This window comes from Mesorhizobium sp. M0618 (assembly GCF_040320765.1).
In the GTDB taxonomy this organism is placed as follows: Bacteria; Pseudomonadota; Alphaproteobacteria; order Rhizobiales; family Rhizobiaceae; genus Mesorhizobium.
On the sequence record NZ_JAMYQH010000002.1, the window covers coordinates 346804 to 363740 of the forward strand.

The following is a 16937-nucleotide window of genomic DNA, read 5'->3' on the forward strand; positions in this document are numbered from 1 at the left end:
ATTGGGCTGGTGTTTTCCGGGGAATTGCACTATATGCGCCGCAGCATAGCGCTATGACGTTTTGCTTGCACCGGCCCCTGCTGGACGACATCCCGGCTGAGGGCGACCCGTTTCCTCAAACAGATAAGGAAAAACACGATGTCGATTACTGCCGAGCGCAAACAGGAATTGATGGGTGAATTCGCAACCGCCAAGGGCGATACCGGGTCTCCGGAAGTCCAGGTGGCCATCCTTTCCGAGCGCATCAAGAACCTGACCGACCATTTCAAGGACCACAAGAAGGATAACCATTCCCGCCGTGGTCTGCTTGCTCTCGTCTCCCAGCGCCGCAGCCTGCTTGATTATCTCAAGCGCAAGGACGACGCGCGCTACCAGACGCTGATCGAGAAGCTCGGTCTGCGCCGTTGACGAATTGACCGGCGGGCTTTCGAAGGAGAGCCCGCCGGTCGCGCATTCTGCCAGTCGCATCGACTGGCCAGACCCGGTTTCGATCGTGCAGAGGGCACTCGAAACCGCCCATGGACGGTCATGGGGCAGGATTGCAGGACGCTCGCGCGCGCACCGCGCCGAAATCACCCGAGCTTCCCGTTGTCTTGCCCGTGGCTGCCCGAGAAAGGAAGCCAGGGAAAGGGCATCCGCGCACCGTGAAACGGCGCGGCCCTTTCCTCATATTAAGGACAAGACATGTTCAATCACCACAAAGTGGAAATCGAATGGGGCGGCCGTCCGCTCATCCTCGAAACCGGCAAGATCGCACGCCAGGCTGACGGCGCGGTGCTCGCCACCTACGGCGAGACCAAGGTTCTCGCCACCGTCGTTTCGATGAAGGAGCCGAAGCCCGGCCTCGATTTCTTCCCGCTGACCGTCAACTACCAGGAAAAGACCTACGCCGCCGGCAAGATCCCGGGTGGCTATTTCAAGCGTGAAGGCCGTCCGAGCGAGAAGGAAACGCTGGTTTCCCGCCTCATCGACCGCCCGATCCGCCCGCTCTTCGCCTCCGGCTACAAGAACGACACCCAGATCGTCGTCACCGTCGTCCAGCACGATCTCGAGAACGATCCGGACATCCTGTCGATCGTTGCCACTTCGGCCGCCCTGACGCTCTCCGGCGTTCCCTTCATGGGCCCGATCGGCGGCGCTCGCGTCGGCTATATCAACGGCGAATATGTGCTCAACCCGCATGTCGACGAGATGCAGGAATCGAAGCTCGATCTGATCGTCGCCGGCACCACAGATGCCGTGCTGATGGTCGAGTCCGAAGCCAAGGAACTCGGCGAAGAGCTGATGCTCGGCGCGGTCATGTTCGGCCACAAGGGCTTCCAGCCGGTTATCGACGCCATCATCAAGCTGGCCGAAGTTGCCGCCAAGGAGCCGCGCGACTTCACCGCGCCGGACTATTCCGCGCTTGAAGACGAGATGCTGAAGATCGTCGGCGACGAACTCAGCAATGCCTACAAGAACGTCGACAAGCAGAAGCGTTACGCCGCCGTCGACGCCGTCAAGGCGAAGGTCAAGGCAGCGTTTGCCCCGGCCGAAGGTGAAGACGCCAAATACACTTCCGAGCAGATCGGCAGCGTGTTCAAGGAACTCCAGGCCAAGGTCGTGCGCTGGAACATCCTGGACACCGGTTCGCGCATCGACGGTCGTGACCTGAGCACGGTTCGCAAGATCGTCTCCGAAGTCGGCGTTCTGCCGCGCACCCATGGTTCGGCGCTGTTCACCCGCGGCGAGACCCAGGCGCTGGTCGTTGCCACGCTCGGCACCGGCGAGGACGAGCAGTATGTCGATTCGCTGACCGGCATGTACAAGGAGAAGTTCCTCCTTCACTACAACTTCCCTCCCTATTCCGTCGGTGAGACCGGCCGCATGGGTTCGCCGGGTCGTCGCGAAATCGGCCATGGCAAGCTCGCCTGGCGCGCCATTCGCCCGATGCTGCCGAGCGCTGACCAGTTCCCCTACACGCTGCGCGTCGTCTCGGAGATCACCGAGTCCAACGGTTCGTCGTCGATGGCCACTGTCTGCGGCACCTCGCTGGCGCTGATGGATGCCGGCGTGCCGCTGGCCAAGCCCGTCGCCGGTATCGCCATGGGCCTGATCAAGGAAGGCGAGCGTTTCGCCGTTCTCTCCGACATCCTCGGTGACGAAGATCACCTCGGCGATATGGACTTCAAGGTCGCCGGCACCGCCAGCGGCATCACCTCGCTGCAGATGGATATCAAGATCGAAGGCATCACCGAGGAGATCATGAAGATCGCGCTGGACCAGGCCAAGGATGGCCGCCAGCACATCCTCGGCGAGATGGCGCATGCTCTGACCGGCGCGCGTTCGGAACTGGGTGAGTTCGCACCGCGCATCGAAGTGATGCACATCCCGACCGACAAGATCCGTGACGTGATCGGCTCGGGCGGCAAGGTGATCCGCGAGATCGTCGAAAAGACCGGCGCCAAGATCAACATCGAGGACGACGGCACGGTCAAGATCGCTTCGTCCAACGCCAAGGAGATCGAGGCGGCGAAGAAGTGGATCCACACCATCGTCGCCGAGCCGGAAGTCGGCGAGATTTACGAAGGTACGGTCGTCAAGACCGCGGACTTCGGCGCTTTCGTCAACTTCTTCGGTCCGCGTGATGGCCTCGTCCACATCTCGCAGCTTGCCAACGACCGGGTCGCCAAGACCTCGGACGTGGTCAAGGAAGGCGATAAGGTCTGGGTCAAGCTGATGGGCTTCGACGAGCGCGGCAAGGTCCGCCTGTCGATGAAGGTCGTCGACCAGGCCACCGGCAAGGAACTCGCCCGCGACAAGAAGACCGAAGGCGAAGAAAACGCCGCCTGATTGGTCTGAGACCATGAATCGAAACGGGCGCGGCTTATGTCGCGCCCGTTTTCATTTTAGCTCCGTTTTCACTTTCAGATCGTCTAGACAGGTCGAGATCGAACAATGTCCGCCGAGCCGTTGAAGACGCTTTTCCATCCCTTTGAGGCCGAGGCTGTTGCTTTGCCGGTAAAGGGCGAGCGCGTGCTGTTTCTCGGCGCTGAGCCAGGATTTCGCCTGCCTGAAGGCTTCGAGGCGACGCTTCACCTCGTGCAAGGCTTCCGGCCGGATTTTCGTGCGTTGCAGGCCTCCGGCGTCACCGCGCAACCGGAAGGCGGCGGCTTCGATATGGCACTTGTGCTGGCCGGCCGGCATCGCGGCCTGAACGAGGTGCGCATCGCCGATGCGCTTGAGCGCGTGGCGCCTGGCGCCTTGGTCGTCATTGCCGGCGGCAAGGATGACGGCATTGCCAGCCTGCGCAAGCGCGTTGACGAACTTGTCCCCCTTGAGGGCCATCTGCCGAAATATCACGGCATCGCCTTCTGGTTACGCCGTCCCGCGGATCTCGCCGTCGCGGAAGAACTGCGCGCCGCCAATCCCGCTCTGCTGGTTGAAAACCGGTTCCGCACCGCGCCCGGCATGTTTTCCTTCGACCGGATCGATACCGGCTCCAAATTGCTGGTCGAGAACCTGCCCAATGATCTGCGGGGCAGCGTTGCCGATTTCTGCGCCGGCTGGGGGTATCTGGCTGCCGAGATCGCCGCCTGCTCCCCCGGCGTTCAGGCGCTCGACCTCTATGAGGCCGATTTCGCCTCGCTCGAAGCCGCAAAGCTCAATCTGGCAGGAGTCGGCCAGTCGATCGCCAGGAATTTCTTCTGGATCGATCTGCTGAAGGAACCGGTCGAGAAGCGTTACGACGCGATCGCCATGAACCCGCCCTTTCACCGCAGCCGGGCGGCCGAGCCGGAGATCGGCGCCGGCATGATCCGCGCGGCGGCCAAGGCCTTGAAACCAGGTGGGCGGCTGTTCATGGTCGCCAACCGCCAGCTTCCCTATGAGCCGATCCTGGCGGCCGCTTTTTCGAACCATGCCGAACTCGCTCGCGCCGGCATGTTCAAGGTGCTTGTCGCTCGTCGTTGAAGCATGATCCCGAAAAGTGGATACCGGTTTTCGGAAAAGGTCATGCTCAGACGAAAACAGACATCGCGTCGCACTCAATGCAGATTGGCGACGCGCCGGACCTCATCGGTGACATGCGCGTCGCCGATCCTGATCTTGAGGGGGGCGGGCCTGCCGTAAAGATAGCCTTGCACCACCTCGCAGCCGGCTGCCCTGAGCAGCGTCGCCTGGCTTTCGGTCTCGACGCCTTCGGCAATGATGCTGACCCCGAGCGCGCGCGAAAGCCCGACGATCGTCGAGACGACCGCGCCGGAGCTGGAGTCGGTGTCGAGGCGGCTGACGAAGGACCGGTCGATCTTCAGCTTGCCGAATGAGAAATCGATCAAGTAGCTCAAATTGGAATAGCCGGTACCGAAATCGTCGACGGCGACCGAGATGCCCATATCCGCAAGCTCCTTCAGGATGGCGGCGGCGCGGTCGCGGTCCTGCATCATCGCCGTCTCGGTCACTTCCAGCTCCAGCCGCGACGGCTTGATGCCGGTGCTCGTCATAGTGTCGCGCACGATGCCGACGAAGTCCTTGGTCATGAACTGGACGGGCGAGATGTTGACGGCGACGAAGCAATCATCGGGCAGATGCTGTGCGTCGCTGCAGGCTTTGCGCAGCACCCATTCGCCGATCGGGCCGATCATGCCGGTTTCCTCGGCGATCGGAATGAACTCCATCGGCGGGATCATGCCGCGTTCCGGATGCCGCCAGCGGATAAGCGCTTCATACCCGACGATGCGGCCGGTCGGGAGATCGAGCTGCGGCTGGTAATGAAGGTCGAAGTCACCACGCTCGAAGGCTATATGCAGTTCGGATTCGATCCATTGGCGATGGTCGGCGACCCTGCCCATTTCGGCATGGAAGACCGACCAGTTGCCGACGCCGCTGGCGCGCGCGTTCTGCAGCGCCAGATTGGAGCGGCGCAGGATGAGGACCGGATCGACGCCGTCCTTTGGCATCGCCACGATGCCGACCGACAGGCTGACCGATTGCAGGTGCGTACCGAGATCATAGGGCTCCATCATCTCGTCGATGAGCCTCTCGACGGTGCTTTCCAGCGATCCGGACACCTGATTGTCGGGCAGCAGGATCGCGAATTCACCGGCGCCGATGCGTCCGATCAGCGCGCGCGGCGGCACGCACGTCTTCAAGCGCTTGGTGAAGGCGCGGATCAACTCGTCGCCCTGGCTGTAGCCGATGGCGTCATTGATCTGCTTGAACCGGTCGATGTCGATATCGATGAGGAACATCGGCTCGCCGGTCCGGCTGGTCGCGCATGCCGCCTCGGCAATCTTGCCGACCATCGCCGGGCGTGCCACCAGGCCGGTCAGCTTGTCGAAATGGGTTTCCGTGAAGACGAAATCCGCCGATTCATCGACGCCGGCGAAGAAGGACATCGCGGCGACCGATGCCGCCAGTGCGCAAAGAGCGGCCATCACCGAGACCATCATGTCCGCGGAGATGCCGACAAAACCATCGCCGAGGCCGAGCTTCAAGCCCCAGAGCCCGAGGACGAAACTGCCGAGACCCGAACTCGCTATGGTGAGCAGTCGGAACACCGGTGTTCGCTTCGGGTTGCTGACGGCGAGCATTGAAAGTTCCCCTGAGTACGGGGCTTTCTAGCGGATATCTCCTTAAAATGAGTTTCCGCGAATGAATCCAATTTTACTGGACCGAAAGTATTTCTTGAGCGGATCAATACGCCTAGCGCTGAAACGGATTCAGTTGGCGCGCTTTAAGCTTCGTGTCTTCAATGTCGCCATTCCAAAACCGCCGCGCACCTTTGGGCGACAGGCGTTAGTCTCGTCCGCCGTCGGTCTGCTTCAATTCGTCGAGTGTCGGCATGGAAACGATGTGATAGCCGGAATCGACATAGTGGATCTCGCCGGTAACCCCGGAAGACAGATCCGACAACAGATAAAGTGCCGAGCCGCCGACCTCGTCGATGGTCACCGTGCGGCGCAGCGGCGAGTTTCGCTGCTGGTAGGAGAACATATGGCGCGCATCGGAAATACCGGCGCCGGCGAGCGTGCGCACGGGTCCAGCCGATATGCCGTTCACCCTGATGCCGCGCGGACCGTAATCGTTGGCGAGGTAGCGGACACTCGCCTCCAGCCCTGCCTTGGCGACGCCCATGACATTGTAGTTCGGCATGACGCGGACGGAGCCCGCATAGGTCAGCGTGATCATCGATCCGCCGTCCTGCATCAAGGTGGCTGCATGGCGGGCGACCTCGGTGAAGGAGTAGCAAGAGATCACCATGGTACGGACGAAATTGTCCCGGCTGGTGTCGGCGTAGAGGCCTTTCAACTCGTTCTTGTCGGAAAAGCCGATGGCGTGGACGATGAAATCCAGCCCGCCCCATTCCTTGCCCAGGGTCTCGAATGTGGCGGCGACTGAAGCGCTGTCCTCGACGTCGCACGGCACCACCAGCGAGGCGCCGAGCTTGTCGGCCAGCGGCTTGACCCTGCGTCCGAAGGCATCGCCCTGATAGGTGAAGGCGAGTTCCGCCCCATGTTCGGACAATTTCCGGGCAATTCCCCAAGCGATCGAATGATCGTTGGCGACACCCATGACAAGCCCGCGCTTGCCCTTCATCAATCCGTCCATGGCCGGCAAATCCTTATGCGGAATAGCGCTGGAAAACGAGCGTGGCGTTGGTGCCGCCGAAGCCGAACGAATTGGACAAGACAGTATCGATCCTGGCGTCGTCGATGCGCTTTCGCACGATCGGCATGCCCTCGAATTCGGGGTCGAGGGTCTCGATATGGGCGCTTTCGCCGATGAAGCCGCCCTGCATCATCAGGATCGAATAGATGGATTCCTGCACGCCGGCCGCGCCCAGCGAATGGCCGGTCAGCGACTTCGTCGAGGTGATATACGGCATCTCTGGGCCGAACACCTCGCGGATCGCTCCCATTTCCTTGGAATCTCCCACCGGCGTCGAGGTGCCATGGGTGTTGATGTAGTCGACCGGTGTGGAAACCGTGGCCAGCGCCTGGCGCATGCAGCGGACCGCGCCCTCGCCTGAAGGAGCAACCATGTCGTAGCCATCCGACGTCGCGCCATAGCCGACGATCTCGGCATAGATCTTGGCGCCGCGCGCCTTGGCATGCTCAAGCTCTTCCAGCACCAGCACCCCGGCGCCGCCGGCGATGACGAAGCCGTCGCGATTGGCGTCATAGGCGCGGGAAGCTGTCGATGCCTTGTCGTTGAATTTCGACGACATCGCGCCCATGGCGTCGAACAGGTCCGACATCGTCCAGTCGAGATCCTCGTGGCCGCCGGCAAAGATGATGTCCTGCTTGCCCCACTGGATCAATTCATAGCCATTGCCGATGCAGTGCGCTGAGGTCGAACAGGCCGACGAGATCGAGTAGTTGACGCCGTGGATCTTGAACCAGGTGGCAAGCGTCGCCGATGCGGTTGATGACATTGCCTTCGGCACCGCGAACGGACCGATGCGCTTGGGACTGCCATTCTTCAGCGTCGTTTCGGCAGCTTCGACGATGGTGCGGGTGGATGGTCCGCCCGATCCCATGACGATGCCGGTGCGTTCATTGGTGATGTCGCTCTCGCCGAGGCCCGCATCCGCGATGGCCTGATCCATGGCGACATGGTTCCAGGCAGCCCCCTGGCTCAGGAAGCGCATCGCACGGCGGTCGATCATGGCCGATGGATCGAGCGTCGGCGCTCCCCAGACCTGGCAACGGAAGCCGTGTTCGGCGAAGGAATCCGAGAAGCTGATGCCGGATCTGGCGTCATGCAGAGAGGTCTGCACCTCGTTGGCATTGTTGCCGATCGACGACACAATGCCGATGCCTGTGACTACGACACGTCTCATTCGCAACTCCTTCCAGGGGTGCTGGCCAGAGAGCTGGCCAGGGATGCCGGTCAGCCAACCGCCGACTGCTTGGACAGACCGACTTTCAAATCCGTTGCCGCGTATATGGGTTCGCCATCCGCCTTCAGCCAGCCATCGGCGATGCCGAGCACCAGCCGGCCCCGCATCACGCGCTTGAAGTCGATGCCATATTCGACCTTCTTCACCGAGGGCGTGACCATGCCCTTGAATTTCACTTCACCGGTCGACAGCGCCATCCCCTTGCCGGGTTCGCCCAGCCAGCCAAGATAGAAGCCCGTCAATTGCCACATGGCGTCGAGGCCGAGGCACCCCGGCATGATCGGATTGCCGATGAAATGGCAGGCAAAGAACCACAGGTCCGGCTTGATGTCGAACTCCGCGCGGATGAAACCCTTCTCGAAGGCGCCGCCCGTCTCGCTGATCTCGGTGATGCGGTCGAACATCAGCATAGGTGGATAAGGAAGCTGGGCGTTGCCCGGTCCGAACAGTTCGCCGCGGGCGCAGGCCAGCAATTCGTCGTACTCGTAGCTGGATTTACCCGCCATCAATCTCATCCCATATCGTTCCGGGCTATCGGGTGCCCTTGTCGTTGGTTTCCTAACACAATCTGTTTCAGGCCGGAAACCGGCGTTTGCGCTTAGCCTGCTCGTCTGCCTGGGTCAATGCGCGCTATTGATCGCATTCGGACGACAGAATATATGTCCTGAGAGGTCCGGTTTCGGCAGACGTTCATTTTTTTGCCATTCTGGGCGTGTCTTGGGGCGGAACTGTGGGGTTCGACGAGAAGATGGACCTGGACGGCCGGAAGGAAAATGTCGCTGTGGACAAGCGGGTCCGTGAAGCCGGCCTGAGGCCGACGCGTCAGCGCATTGCGCTGGCCGATCTGCTTTTCGCCAAGGGCGACCGGCATCTGTCGGCCGAGGAACTGCACGAGGAGGCGGTTGCCGCCGGCGTGCCGGTGTCGCTGGCCACCGTCTACAATGCCCTTCACCAGTTTACCCAGGCGGGACTTTTGCGCATCCTCGCCGTCGAGGGCGCGAAAACCTATTTCGACACCAATACCTCCGACCACCACCATTTCTACATCGAAGGCGAAAACCGCATATTCGACATCGACAGCGGTCCGGTGACGGTTGCCAACCTGCCGGAGCCTCCGGAAGGGATGGAGATCGCCAATGTCGACATCGTGGTGAGGCTGCGCCCCAAACGCCGCGAATGACCGGCGAGGTCCCCTGACCGTGCCCGTGCTGTTGCTGCTCGCCGGGCACATCGCCATCGACCGTGCGCTGGGCCATGGCCTGAAGCTGCCGACCGCTTTCAGGACACTCATCTCGGCCGTATCGGGCGCTAGGCTGACCTGAATTTCAACACACCCAAACCGGGCTGTGAAGGATCGGGGTTTAGATTCCGGGTCAAGAATCAGTCCTTGACCCGCTCGCCGGGATAGGCGCCCCAGACAACCGACTGGGCAAGCCAGCCGGTGTGGCCGTCGAATGTCATTTCGCACCACTGGCCGTCGCAGGATTTGATCGTACCCATGACGCCAGGTTCAATCATCGCGACCACTCTTGCGTCCTTGTCGGGACTGTTGAGAAGGTCGATCTGGGCGCCCTTGCCGCGCTGCCATGGTGCGACGATTGCCGTGCGTCGGCCGGAAAGCAGCGACTGGTTGATCCAGCCTTCCGAACCATCGGCATCGCGCACGCGGCGCCATGTGTCGAATTCCTGGATGATCTCCATCGGCAGGCCGGCCTTCATATACATCCAGTCGACCGAGTAGTTGGCCCCGGGACCGACGCGCGAGTTGACGCGGCCGGATTTCAGGCTGACGAAGCGCGGCAGCGGCAGGCCACTCGGACCAAGCGTGACGACGCCCTGGGCAGGTGCAGCGGCACTCTGCGCCACGGCAAGCGGAGAATAAAGCAGGGCGCCGAGAAATGCTGCGCTGACAATCAGGCGAAGCGACGCGAAACCAGACACTTTCATTCCTTTCGGCGCTTGCCCATCGGGCTCGGCGCCCCTTTTTCTTTGTCTTCGGCGGCACCGCTTGTTACAGGGAGTAATCGGCACCGCGACCGGCTTTCAGTTTCGCCGGTCTTGGTTAAAGAGGTCTCAACGAGATCGGGTAAGAAGCAATTCCAGTAAAAGTGTGAAGCGGTTTTGCGTTCGGAATTGCGGCAAGTACTCGAGAGGGAAACAATGGCAGGCAAAAAGAAGCCTCTCGTCGTCATCACGCGAAAGCTGCCCGACCCGGTCGAGACCCGCATGCGCGAGTTGTTCGACGCCAGGCTGAATGTCGAGGACCGGCCGATGACGCAGCCGGAACTGGTCGCGGCGGTCAAGGAGGCCGACGTGCTGGTGCCGACGGTAACCGACCAGATCGACGCCGCACTGATCGCCCAGGCCGGCGACAACCTCAAACTGATCGCGAATTTTGGCAATGGCGTCGACAAGATCGATGTCGCGGCCGCGGCCAAGAGGGGCATCACCGTCACCAACACGCCGAATGTCCTGACCGAGGACACCGCCGACATGACCATGGCGCTGATGCTGGCGGTGCCGCGGCGGCTGGCGGAAGGCGCCAATGTGCTCACCGGTGACAAGAAATGGGCCGGCTGGTCGCCGACCTGGATGCTGGGCCGGCGCATCTGGGGCAAGCGGCTCGGCATTGTCGGCATGGGCCGCATCGGCACCGCCGTCGCCAGGCGGGCCAAGGCCTTCGGACTGTCGATCCATTATCACAATCGCCACCGCGTGCTGCCGGCCGTGGAAGACGGGTTGGAGGCGACCTATTGGGAAAGCCTCGACCAGATGCTGGCCCGCATGGATATCATCTCGATCAACTGTCCCTCGACGCCGGCAACCTTCCATCTGCTTTCGGCGCGGCGGCTGGCGCTGCTGCAGCCGACTGCCTATGTCGTCAACACCGCACGTGGCGACATCATCGACGAGGAAGCGCTGGTCAAGCTGATTCAGGACGGCAAGATCGCCGGCGCCGGGCTCGATGTCTACGAGCATGAGCCGGCCTTGAACAGCAAGCTGCTGAAGCTCGCCGCCAAGAACAAGGTCGTGCTTTTGCCGCATATGGGCTCGGCGACGCTCGAGGGCCGCATCGACATGGGCGAGAAGGTCATCATCAATATCCGCGCCTTCGTCGACGGCCACCGCCCGCCGGATCGGGTGCTGCCGCTCAGGACCTGACGCTGTCGCGGCCCACAAACCGTAAGATAAACCTTACGGGATAGCTTTGCGCATGGTGATCGAAGTCGGCTTGGCATAGCCCTCGTGCGCCGTCCGTTCAGTTTCGCGAAAGCCGAGGCGAGCAAAGGCCGCATGATTCCCGGTCAGTTCGATCCGCGTCTGAAGCTCGATTGCCGCCTTGCCGCGGCTGCGGGCAAGGTCTTCGACCGCCTGCATCAGCCGCCGGCCAATGCCTTGTCCCTGGCAGCCCGGCGCCACGGCGAGCTTGCCGACATAGAACTCTGTCACCTTTTCAAGGGCAAAGACGCAGCCGACGATCCGATCGCCCTTGAGCGCCACGAAGCCGGTCTCCCGCCGCGCCTTGTCCCGCAGAGTGTCGGCGGTCAAAAGGTGGGCCGAGGAGGGCAAGTCGATGACGCCGTCCATCGAGGCGAAGGCACGCATGATCAATGCGAGCACATCGTCCCAACGGTCGAAATCGGTCGGGATCCGCGCGGTGGAGAAAGCTTCGATCCGGTCCAAGAATTCAGCTTCTCTTGTAGCGGATGGTGTCGAAGCGCGCCGCCAGCCCATCATAGAGCAGCAGCCGGCCGACCAGCGGTTCGCCGACGCCGGTGATCAGCTTGATCGCCTCCATGGCCTGCAGCGTGCCGACGACGCCGGTCAGCGCGCCAAGCACGCCGGCTTCGGCGCAGGACGGCACCAGGCCCGGCGGTGGCGCCTCGGGAAACAGATCGCGATAGCCTGGATTGGGCTTGCCGTCCTTGCCGTCTTCGAATGGCTTCAGCACCGTTACCGAACCATCGAAGCGTCCGACGGCGGCATGCACCAGCGGCTTGCCTTCGCTCGCGCAGGCATCGGCCACGGCATAGCGCGTTTCGAAATTGTCGGAACCGTCGACGACGATGTCATAGCGGGCGACGAGGGCGGGCGCATTGTCCGTGGTCAGCCGGATTGCGTGCGCTTCCACCGTTGTGTTGGGATTGATGCGAGCGATTGCCGCCTTGGCGCTATCGGTTTTCAGCAGGCCGACAGTGTCGGTACCGTGAATGACCTGACGCTGCAGATTGGACAGCGAAACGGTGTCGTCATCGATCACGCCTAGTGTGCCGACGCCGGCGGCGGCGAGATATTCAAGCACCGGCGCGCCCAGCCCGCCAGCGCCGATAACCAGCACCCGGGCCTGTTTCAGCCTTTGCTGTCCGGCTCCGCCGATCTCCGGCAGCACGATGTGGCGGGCATAGCGTTCGATCTCGTCTGCGGTCAGGGCGGCAGTGGTCATTGCCTGATCATACAGGGACTGAAAAACCTTGTCAGGGGTCTTCGGTTGGCCCAACCGTCCCATGGTCGACAGTCAGGAATTGCGCGCGTCCCTGGAGACTGGAAAACAGCGCAGCATCGGTTCCTGTCATGAACGCCTGGCAGTTCAGTTCCTCCAGGATGGAAAACAGCGCCGTGCGGCGCCGGCTGTCGAGATGCGCGGCGATCTCGTCGAGCAGCAGGATCGGCGTCATGCCCGACATTTCGCCGGTCAGCCTTGCATGGGACAGCACGATGCCGACCAGCAGCGCCTTTTGCTCGCCTGTCGAGCAAAGCTCGGCCGGCATCGCCTTGGGGCGGTGCCGAACCATCAGATCCGAACGATGCGGACCCTCGAGCGTGCGCCCGGCAGCGCGATCGCGGTCACGACCCTCGACAAGGGTCCGGCGGAAGCGCTCCTCGACATCGACTGCCGGCGCGGTCGCAATTTCGGCTTCCAGGTCTCCCGAAAGGCCGATATCGGCCTGCGGAAATGGCCCCGTGTCGGGCAGCCTGTCGACCATGGCGGTCAGAAGGCGCACCATCTCGGCTCGCGCGGCGGCGATCGCCACACCGGTTTCGGCCATCTGCGTCTCGATTGCGTCGAACCAGCGGTCGTCTCGAGAGCCTTCAGTAAGCAAGCGGTTACGGCCACGCATCGCCTTCTCGTAGTCGATCGCACGTTGCCCGTGGCCGGGATCGATCGCCAGCACCAGCCGGTCGAGAAAGCGCCGGCGATCCGCGGCCGGCCCGGTGAACAACGCGTCCATGGCCGGCGTCAGCCACACCACGCGCAGCCATTCCAGCATGTCCTCGGCCGAACGCGCCGACGCTCCATTGATGCGCACCCGCCTGCCGCCTTCGCCGGCGGTGTCGCCGCCCGAAATGCCTGTTCCGATCTCGACTTGGCCGTCAGGTCCGTCGAGCCGGGCATGCAATGCAAAGCCGCCGTCGCCGCCCTCGCGTGCGACATCCGCGTAAGGGGCGCGGCGCAAGCCACGCCCCGGTGTCAAAAAGGAGATCGCTTCGAGGAGATTGGTCTTGCCGGCGCCGTTGTCGCCGGAAAAAACCACGGCACCTGGCGCCAGACCAATCGTCAGCGCCGCGTAGTTGCGGAAGTTAGTAAGTGTTAACTTACTTATATGGTTCTGTGCCGGCAACCGCTATCCGCCTATAGAGCGCTCCATCGTTTCACGGAAACGCAGAACCGCTCTATCTCTTTGTTTTGACGCAACTCCGTACGGAAAACCGCTTCACACTTCTCCTGGAATTGCTCTAGGAGTTGCCGTAAATCGCGCCTTGCCGCCGGTCCACAACAGACCAAGCGGTGACACGGCGCCGCTACACCCGCATCGGCATCAGCACATAGAGTGCGGTCTCGTCGGCCATGTCGTGGATCAGCGTCGGCGAACCGGCATCCGCCAGCATGAACTTGGCTTCCGTGCCGGTCAGTTGCGCGGCAACGTCGAGCAGGTACTTGGCGTTGAAGCCGATCTCGATCGGATCGGATGAATAGTCGGCGGACAGTTCTTCGGTGGCGCTGCCTGAATCCGGATTGTTGACCGCAAGCGTCACCTGACCCTCGCTGATCGACAGCTTCACCGCGCGGCCGCGTTCGGAAGAGATGGTCGAGACGCGATCGACGGCGGCGGCAAAGCTCTGGCGGTCAATGATCAGCTTCTTGTCGTTGCCGGTCGGAATGACCCGCTGATAGTCGGGGAAGGTGCCGTCGATCAGCTTCGATGTCAAAACCACGCTGCCGATGGTGAAGCGGATTTTGGTGTCCGACAGTTCGGTGGTCACCGCGACATCCGGATCGTCGACGAGCTTCTGCAGCTCGCTCACCGTCTTGCGCGGAATGATGATGCCCGGCATGCCTTCGGAACCCGCTGGCGCATCGATCTCGGCGCGCGCCAGGCGGTGGCCGTCGGTCGCCACCGAGCGCAGCTTCAGCTTGCCGGCGACCTCATGCGTGTGCAGGTAGATGCCGTTCAGGTAATAGCGTGTCTCCTCGGTGGAGATGGCGAATTGGGTCTTCTCGATCAGGCCTTTCAGGGCAACCGAATCGAGACGGAAGATATGCGAGAAGGATCCGGCCGAAAGCTCCGGGAAGTCGGATTGCGGCAGGCACTGAAGGCGGAAGCTCGAGCGGCCAGACGTCACCGTCATGGCGTTGCCGTCCTCGTCCGTCTTCAGCATCACCTCGGCGCCATCGGCAAGCTTGCGCACGATGTCGTAGAGCAGATGTGCCGGGACCGTCGTCGCCCCGCCGCGCTCCACCTTGGCGGGCGTCGCTTCGGTCACCTCGAGGTCGAGATCGGTCGCCTTCATTTCAAGGCTGGCGCCTTCGGCGCTGAGCAGCACGTTGGACAGGATCGGTATGGTGTTTCGCCGCTCGACCACACGATGGACGTGGTTGAGCGATTTCAGGAGATTTGACCGTTCCAGGATAACACGCATGACGAAACAGGCTCGCTTGAATGAATGACGGGTCACCAGTGAGCGGCGTCCCGCGAAAGGTCTGAACAGGCTCAGAATCTGCGTAAACTGACAGGAAAAAACCAGCAAACGCAAGCCCGCGCCACCGGTTCAGGCCGGCTACGCGGGCTTTCTGGGGATAACGCGCTCGAAGTCCGCGAGCCAGTGTCGTAAAACCGAAATCCAGATCGCTTCCAGGCGGCGCCACGAGCCCGATCCAGGCCCAGCGCCGCACTGGCAAGCCATTGAATTCCGGTATTGTTCCGGCTCGGCCATCCCCGGAGGATCAGGCCTGGTCGTTGATCAACCGCCTCAGAAGCTCAAGTTCCTGCGCCAGCGTGTTGTCGTTGCCGGAAAGGTCCTCGATCTTGCGCACGGCATGCAGCACCGTGGTGTGATCGCGGCCGCCGAAACGCCGTCCTATCTCAGGCAGCGAGCGCGGCGTCATCACCTTCGACAGGTACATGGCGACCTGCCGCGGCTTGACGATGGTGCGCGTGCGCCGGTTGGACAGCAATTCGGTCTTCGACACATTGTAGTGACGCGCCACGATGCGCTGGATGTCCTCAATACGGACACGCTTCGGCTCGCCGGTGCGATAGATGTGGCCGAGGATTTCGTCGATCCGGTCGATGGTGATCTGCGGCTCGAAGGATTGACGGAACAAAAGCTGATTGAAGGCGCCTTCCAGCTCGCGTCCGCTGCCGGTCACGGTGCGGGCGACGTGATTGAGGATCTCCTCCGAAATGTCGAGCGACGCGTCGTCGCTCCTGGCCGTGGCAAGGCGCAATTTGAGCATGCCGAGGCGCATGGCGAAATCGGGCGCCGACATTTCAAGCGCGACACCGCCATTGAGGCGCGAACGGACCCGCGGTTCGAGCGATTCCAGTTCCGATGGCGGCCGGTCGGCGGCGACGACGACCTGCTTGGCGCTGTCGAGCAGCATGTTGATGAGGTGGCAGAATTCGTGCTGGATCGACTTGCCCTGCAGAAACTGCATGTCGTCGATGATGAGCAGGTCGATGTCGCGCAGCTGTTCCTTGAGCGTCAGCGCGTTGTTGTCGCGGATCGCGGTGGCAAAGCGCCACATGAAATACTCGGCCGTGAGATAGACGACGCGCGACTTGGGGTTCTGCTTCAGCGATTCCGCGGCGATGGCCTGCAGCAAATGTGTCTTGCCGAGCCCGACGGTTGCGTGAAGGAAAAGCGGATTGAAGCGCACCGCGCTCGATTGCGATTCCGCCACTGCCTTGGCGGCGGCGAAGGCCACCCGGTTCGACGGTCCCTCGATGAAGGAGCCGAACGTGTAGCGCGGATCGAGCGGTGATCCCAAAACGTTGTGGCGGAATTCGCTCTCGATCGGTGTGCCCGGACGCGGAGCCGGTGCGCGCTCCACCCGGCTGGGGCTGACTGTGCCGGCGGCAAGCGCCGTCTGCGTCTGCCGTGTCACCTTGCTGCGTGCTGGCGTTACCTCTGGCTCGGCCTGGCTGCGTCCCTGACGGGTTGCCGTGCGCACGACGATGTCGATTTTGAGGAGATCGGGATCCTCCTGCTTCCACAACTCGGAGATGAGGTCGAGATAGTGGCCGTTGATCCATGAGCGCAGGAAGGCAGTAGGCACCGAGATGCGGACGATGCCCTTGGAAGCCTCGGCGACCTTCATGCGGCCAAACCAGCTCGAATAGACTTCGGTTCCCAGGCGCGCCTTCAACTGGGCTTTGACCCGGTCGAATTTCTGTTCCGCGTCGCTGGACACCGCCATGTCGTTTGCTCCGATCAAAGTTCCAGGAAATGGGAGGTCGCCCGTAAGCTCCCTTTCGATGCCGCTCTGCATGATCTTTTCCTTGTTCTTCCGTACCTGTTTCCACCGGGGATGCGCCTCCTGCATCCGGTTCCGGCGACCTAAGTCTTTGCTACGATGTCCGCTGCCGCCGCCGGCAGATGAACGTCGCCCATTATCTGCGGGAACCGGTGCCGGCCCATGGAAGCCAGTCCGCGTTGGGTATGTCAGGGCAATACAACACCGTCCGGCGAAAGGAGCGCCGGCGCGCCGTCTACCTGCCATGTCTAGTTACGCCAGTCCCCTACCGTATCGAAAAAGACAAACCAAACCCGT

16 protein-coding genes are annotated in these 16937 nt (G+C 62.1%); 6 read left to right on the forward strand and 10 right to left on the reverse strand.

Annotated features, from left to right (window positions below; genetic code table 11):
- Positions 1-96 precede the first annotated feature (96 nt).
- The 3 genes from rpsO (at position 97) to NKJ04_RS03770 (ending at position 3951) form a co-directional block, all read left to right on the forward strand.
- On the forward strand, positions 97-408 hold the full coding sequence (rpsO, locus tag NKJ04_RS03760) for a 30S ribosomal protein S15 (RefSeq protein ID WP_269470859.1): 312 nt from the start codon (positions 97-99) through the stop codon (positions 406-408).
- 276 nt (positions 409-684) lie between these two features.
- The gene (pnp, locus tag NKJ04_RS03765; RefSeq protein WP_352673571.1) at positions 685-2832 is read left to right on the forward strand and encodes a polyribonucleotide nucleotidyltransferase; all 2148 of its coding nucleotides are present in this window, start codon (positions 685-687) and stop codon (positions 2830-2832) included.
- A 105-nt stretch (positions 2833-2937) separates the two neighbouring features.
- Positions 2938-3951: a class I SAM-dependent methyltransferase gene (locus NKJ04_RS03770; RefSeq protein WP_352673572.1), complete on the forward strand. Its 1014-nt coding sequence runs from the start codon at positions 2938-2940 to the stop codon at positions 3949-3951.
- 74 nt (positions 3952-4025) lie between these two features.
- On the opposite strand, the gene NKJ04_RS03775 is transcribed toward NKJ04_RS03770, so the two are convergent.
- From NKJ04_RS03775 to fabA, 4 genes are all read right to left on the reverse strand, one after another.
- The gene (locus tag NKJ04_RS03775) at positions 4026-5570 is read right to left on the reverse strand and encodes a putative bifunctional diguanylate cyclase/phosphodiesterase (protein WP_352610750.1); all 1545 of its coding nucleotides are present in this window, start codon (positions 5568-5570) and stop codon (positions 4026-4028) included.
- Positions 5571-5775: 205 nt separating this feature from the next.
- On the reverse strand, positions 5776-6588 hold the full coding sequence (gene fabI, locus NKJ04_RS03780) for an enoyl-ACP reductase FabI (RefSeq protein ID WP_023811399.1): 813 nt from the start codon (positions 6586-6588) through the stop codon (positions 5776-5778).
- 13 nt (positions 6589-6601) lie between these two features.
- On the reverse strand, positions 6602-7822 hold the full coding sequence (gene fabB / locus NKJ04_RS03785; RefSeq protein WP_352554684.1) for a beta-ketoacyl-ACP synthase I: 1221 nt from the start codon (positions 7820-7822) through the stop codon (positions 6602-6604).
- 50 nt (positions 7823-7872) lie between these two features.
- Positions 7873-8388, reverse strand: coding sequence for a 3-hydroxyacyl-[acyl-carrier-protein] dehydratase FabA (gene fabA, locus NKJ04_RS03790; RefSeq protein ID WP_013527885.1), 516 nt, complete (start codon positions 8386-8388; stop codon positions 7873-7875).
- 242 nt (positions 8389-8630) lie between these two features.
- Here fabA and irrA point away from each other — a divergent pair, with 242 nt between their 5' ends.
- Both irrA and NKJ04_RS03800 read left to right on the forward strand, forming a co-directional pair.
- Complete coding sequence (irrA, locus tag NKJ04_RS03795) at positions 8631-9062, forward strand: iron response transcriptional regulator IrrA (RefSeq protein WP_024503471.1); 432 nt, start codon at positions 8631-8633, stop codon at positions 9060-9062.
- Between the two features lie 19 nt (positions 9063-9081).
- Positions 9082-9204, forward strand: coding sequence for a hypothetical protein (locus tag NKJ04_RS03800; RefSeq protein ID WP_502897885.1), 123 nt, complete (start codon positions 9082-9084; stop codon positions 9202-9204).
- 58 nt (positions 9205-9262) lie between these two features.
- Here NKJ04_RS03800 and NKJ04_RS03805 read toward each other — a convergent pair whose 3' ends face one another.
- Complete coding sequence (locus tag NKJ04_RS03805; RefSeq protein ID WP_352673575.1) at positions 9263-9823, reverse strand: SH3 domain-containing protein; 561 nt, start codon at positions 9821-9823, stop codon at positions 9263-9265.
- A gap of 219 nt (positions 9824-10042) precedes the next feature.
- Between NKJ04_RS03805 and NKJ04_RS03810 the strand changes: the two genes are divergently transcribed.
- Positions 10043-11044: a 2-hydroxyacid dehydrogenase gene (locus tag NKJ04_RS03810; RefSeq protein WP_352673577.1), complete on the forward strand. Its 1002-nt coding sequence runs from the start codon at positions 10043-10045 to the stop codon at positions 11042-11044.
- Between the two features lie 33 nt (positions 11045-11077).
- Here NKJ04_RS03810 and NKJ04_RS03815 read toward each other — a convergent pair whose 3' ends face one another.
- The 5 genes from NKJ04_RS03815 to dnaA all read right to left on the reverse strand — a co-directional run bounded on the left by NKJ04_RS03815 (position 11078) and on the right by dnaA (position 16583).
- Positions 11078-11566, reverse strand: coding sequence for a GNAT family N-acetyltransferase (locus tag NKJ04_RS03815; protein ID WP_352673578.1), 489 nt, complete (start codon positions 11564-11566; stop codon positions 11078-11080).
- Positions 11567-11570: 4 nt separating this feature from the next.
- The gene (locus NKJ04_RS03820; protein WP_352673579.1) at positions 11571-12326 is read right to left on the reverse strand and encodes a molybdopterin-synthase adenylyltransferase MoeB; all 756 of its coding nucleotides are present in this window, start codon (positions 12324-12326) and stop codon (positions 11571-11573) included.
- A 31-nt stretch (positions 12327-12357) separates the two neighbouring features.
- A complete protein-coding gene (gene recF / locus NKJ04_RS03825; RefSeq protein WP_352673580.1) occupies positions 12358-13503 on the reverse strand; it encodes a DNA replication/repair protein RecF in 1146 nt (381 codons plus the stop codon).
- 181 nt (positions 13504-13684) lie between these two features.
- A complete protein-coding gene (gene dnaN / locus NKJ04_RS03830; protein WP_352673582.1) occupies positions 13685-14803 on the reverse strand; it encodes a DNA polymerase III subunit beta in 1119 nt (372 codons plus the stop codon).
- A gap of 304 nt (positions 14804-15107) precedes the next feature.
- Entirely contained in the window at positions 15108-16583 is a 1476-nt protein-coding gene (dnaA, locus tag NKJ04_RS03835) for a chromosomal replication initiator protein DnaA (RefSeq protein ID WP_023811386.1), read from the reverse strand.
- Between the last annotated feature and the right edge of the window lie 354 nt (positions 16584-16937).

Excerpts from the sequence above, each read along its gene's own strand:
- pnp (WP_352673571.1), top strand. The coding sequence starts at position 685 with ATGTTCAATCACCACAAAGTGGAAATCGAATGGGGCGGCCGTCCGCTC.
- NKJ04_RS03770 (WP_352673572.1), top strand. The coding sequence starts at position 2,938 with ATGTCCGCCGAGCCGTTGAAGACGCTTTTCCATCCCTTTGAGGCCGAG.
- NKJ04_RS03775 (WP_352610750.1), bottom strand. The coding sequence starts at position 5,570 with ATGCTCGCCGTCAGCAACCCGAAGCGAACACCGGTGTTCCGACTGCTC.
- fabI (WP_023811399.1), bottom strand. The coding sequence starts at position 6,588 with ATGGACGGATTGATGAAGGGCAAGCGCGGGCTTGTCATGGGTGTCGCC.
- fabB (WP_352554684.1), bottom strand. The coding sequence starts at position 7,822 with ATGAGACGTGTCGTAGTCACAGGCATCGGCATTGTGTCGTCGATCGGC.
- fabA (WP_013527885.1), bottom strand. The coding sequence starts at position 8,388 with ATGGCGGGTAAATCCAGCTACGAGTACGACGAATTGCTGGCCTGCGCC.
- irrA (WP_024503471.1), top strand. The coding sequence starts at position 8,631 with ATGGACCTGGACGGCCGGAAGGAAAATGTCGCTGTGGACAAGCGGGTC.
- NKJ04_RS03810 (WP_352673577.1), top strand. The coding sequence starts at position 10,043 with ATGGCAGGCAAAAAGAAGCCTCTCGTCGTCATCACGCGAAAGCTGCCC.
- NKJ04_RS03820 (WP_352673579.1), bottom strand. The coding sequence starts at position 12,326 with ATGACCACTGCCGCCCTGACCGCAGACGAGATCGAACGCTATGCCCGC.
- dnaN (WP_352673582.1), bottom strand. The coding sequence starts at position 14,803 with ATGCGTGTTATCCTGGAACGGTCAAATCTCCTGAAATCGCTCAACCAC.
- dnaA (WP_023811386.1), bottom strand. The coding sequence starts at position 16,583 with ATGGCGGTGTCCAGCGACGCGGAACAGAAATTCGACCGGGTCAAAGCC.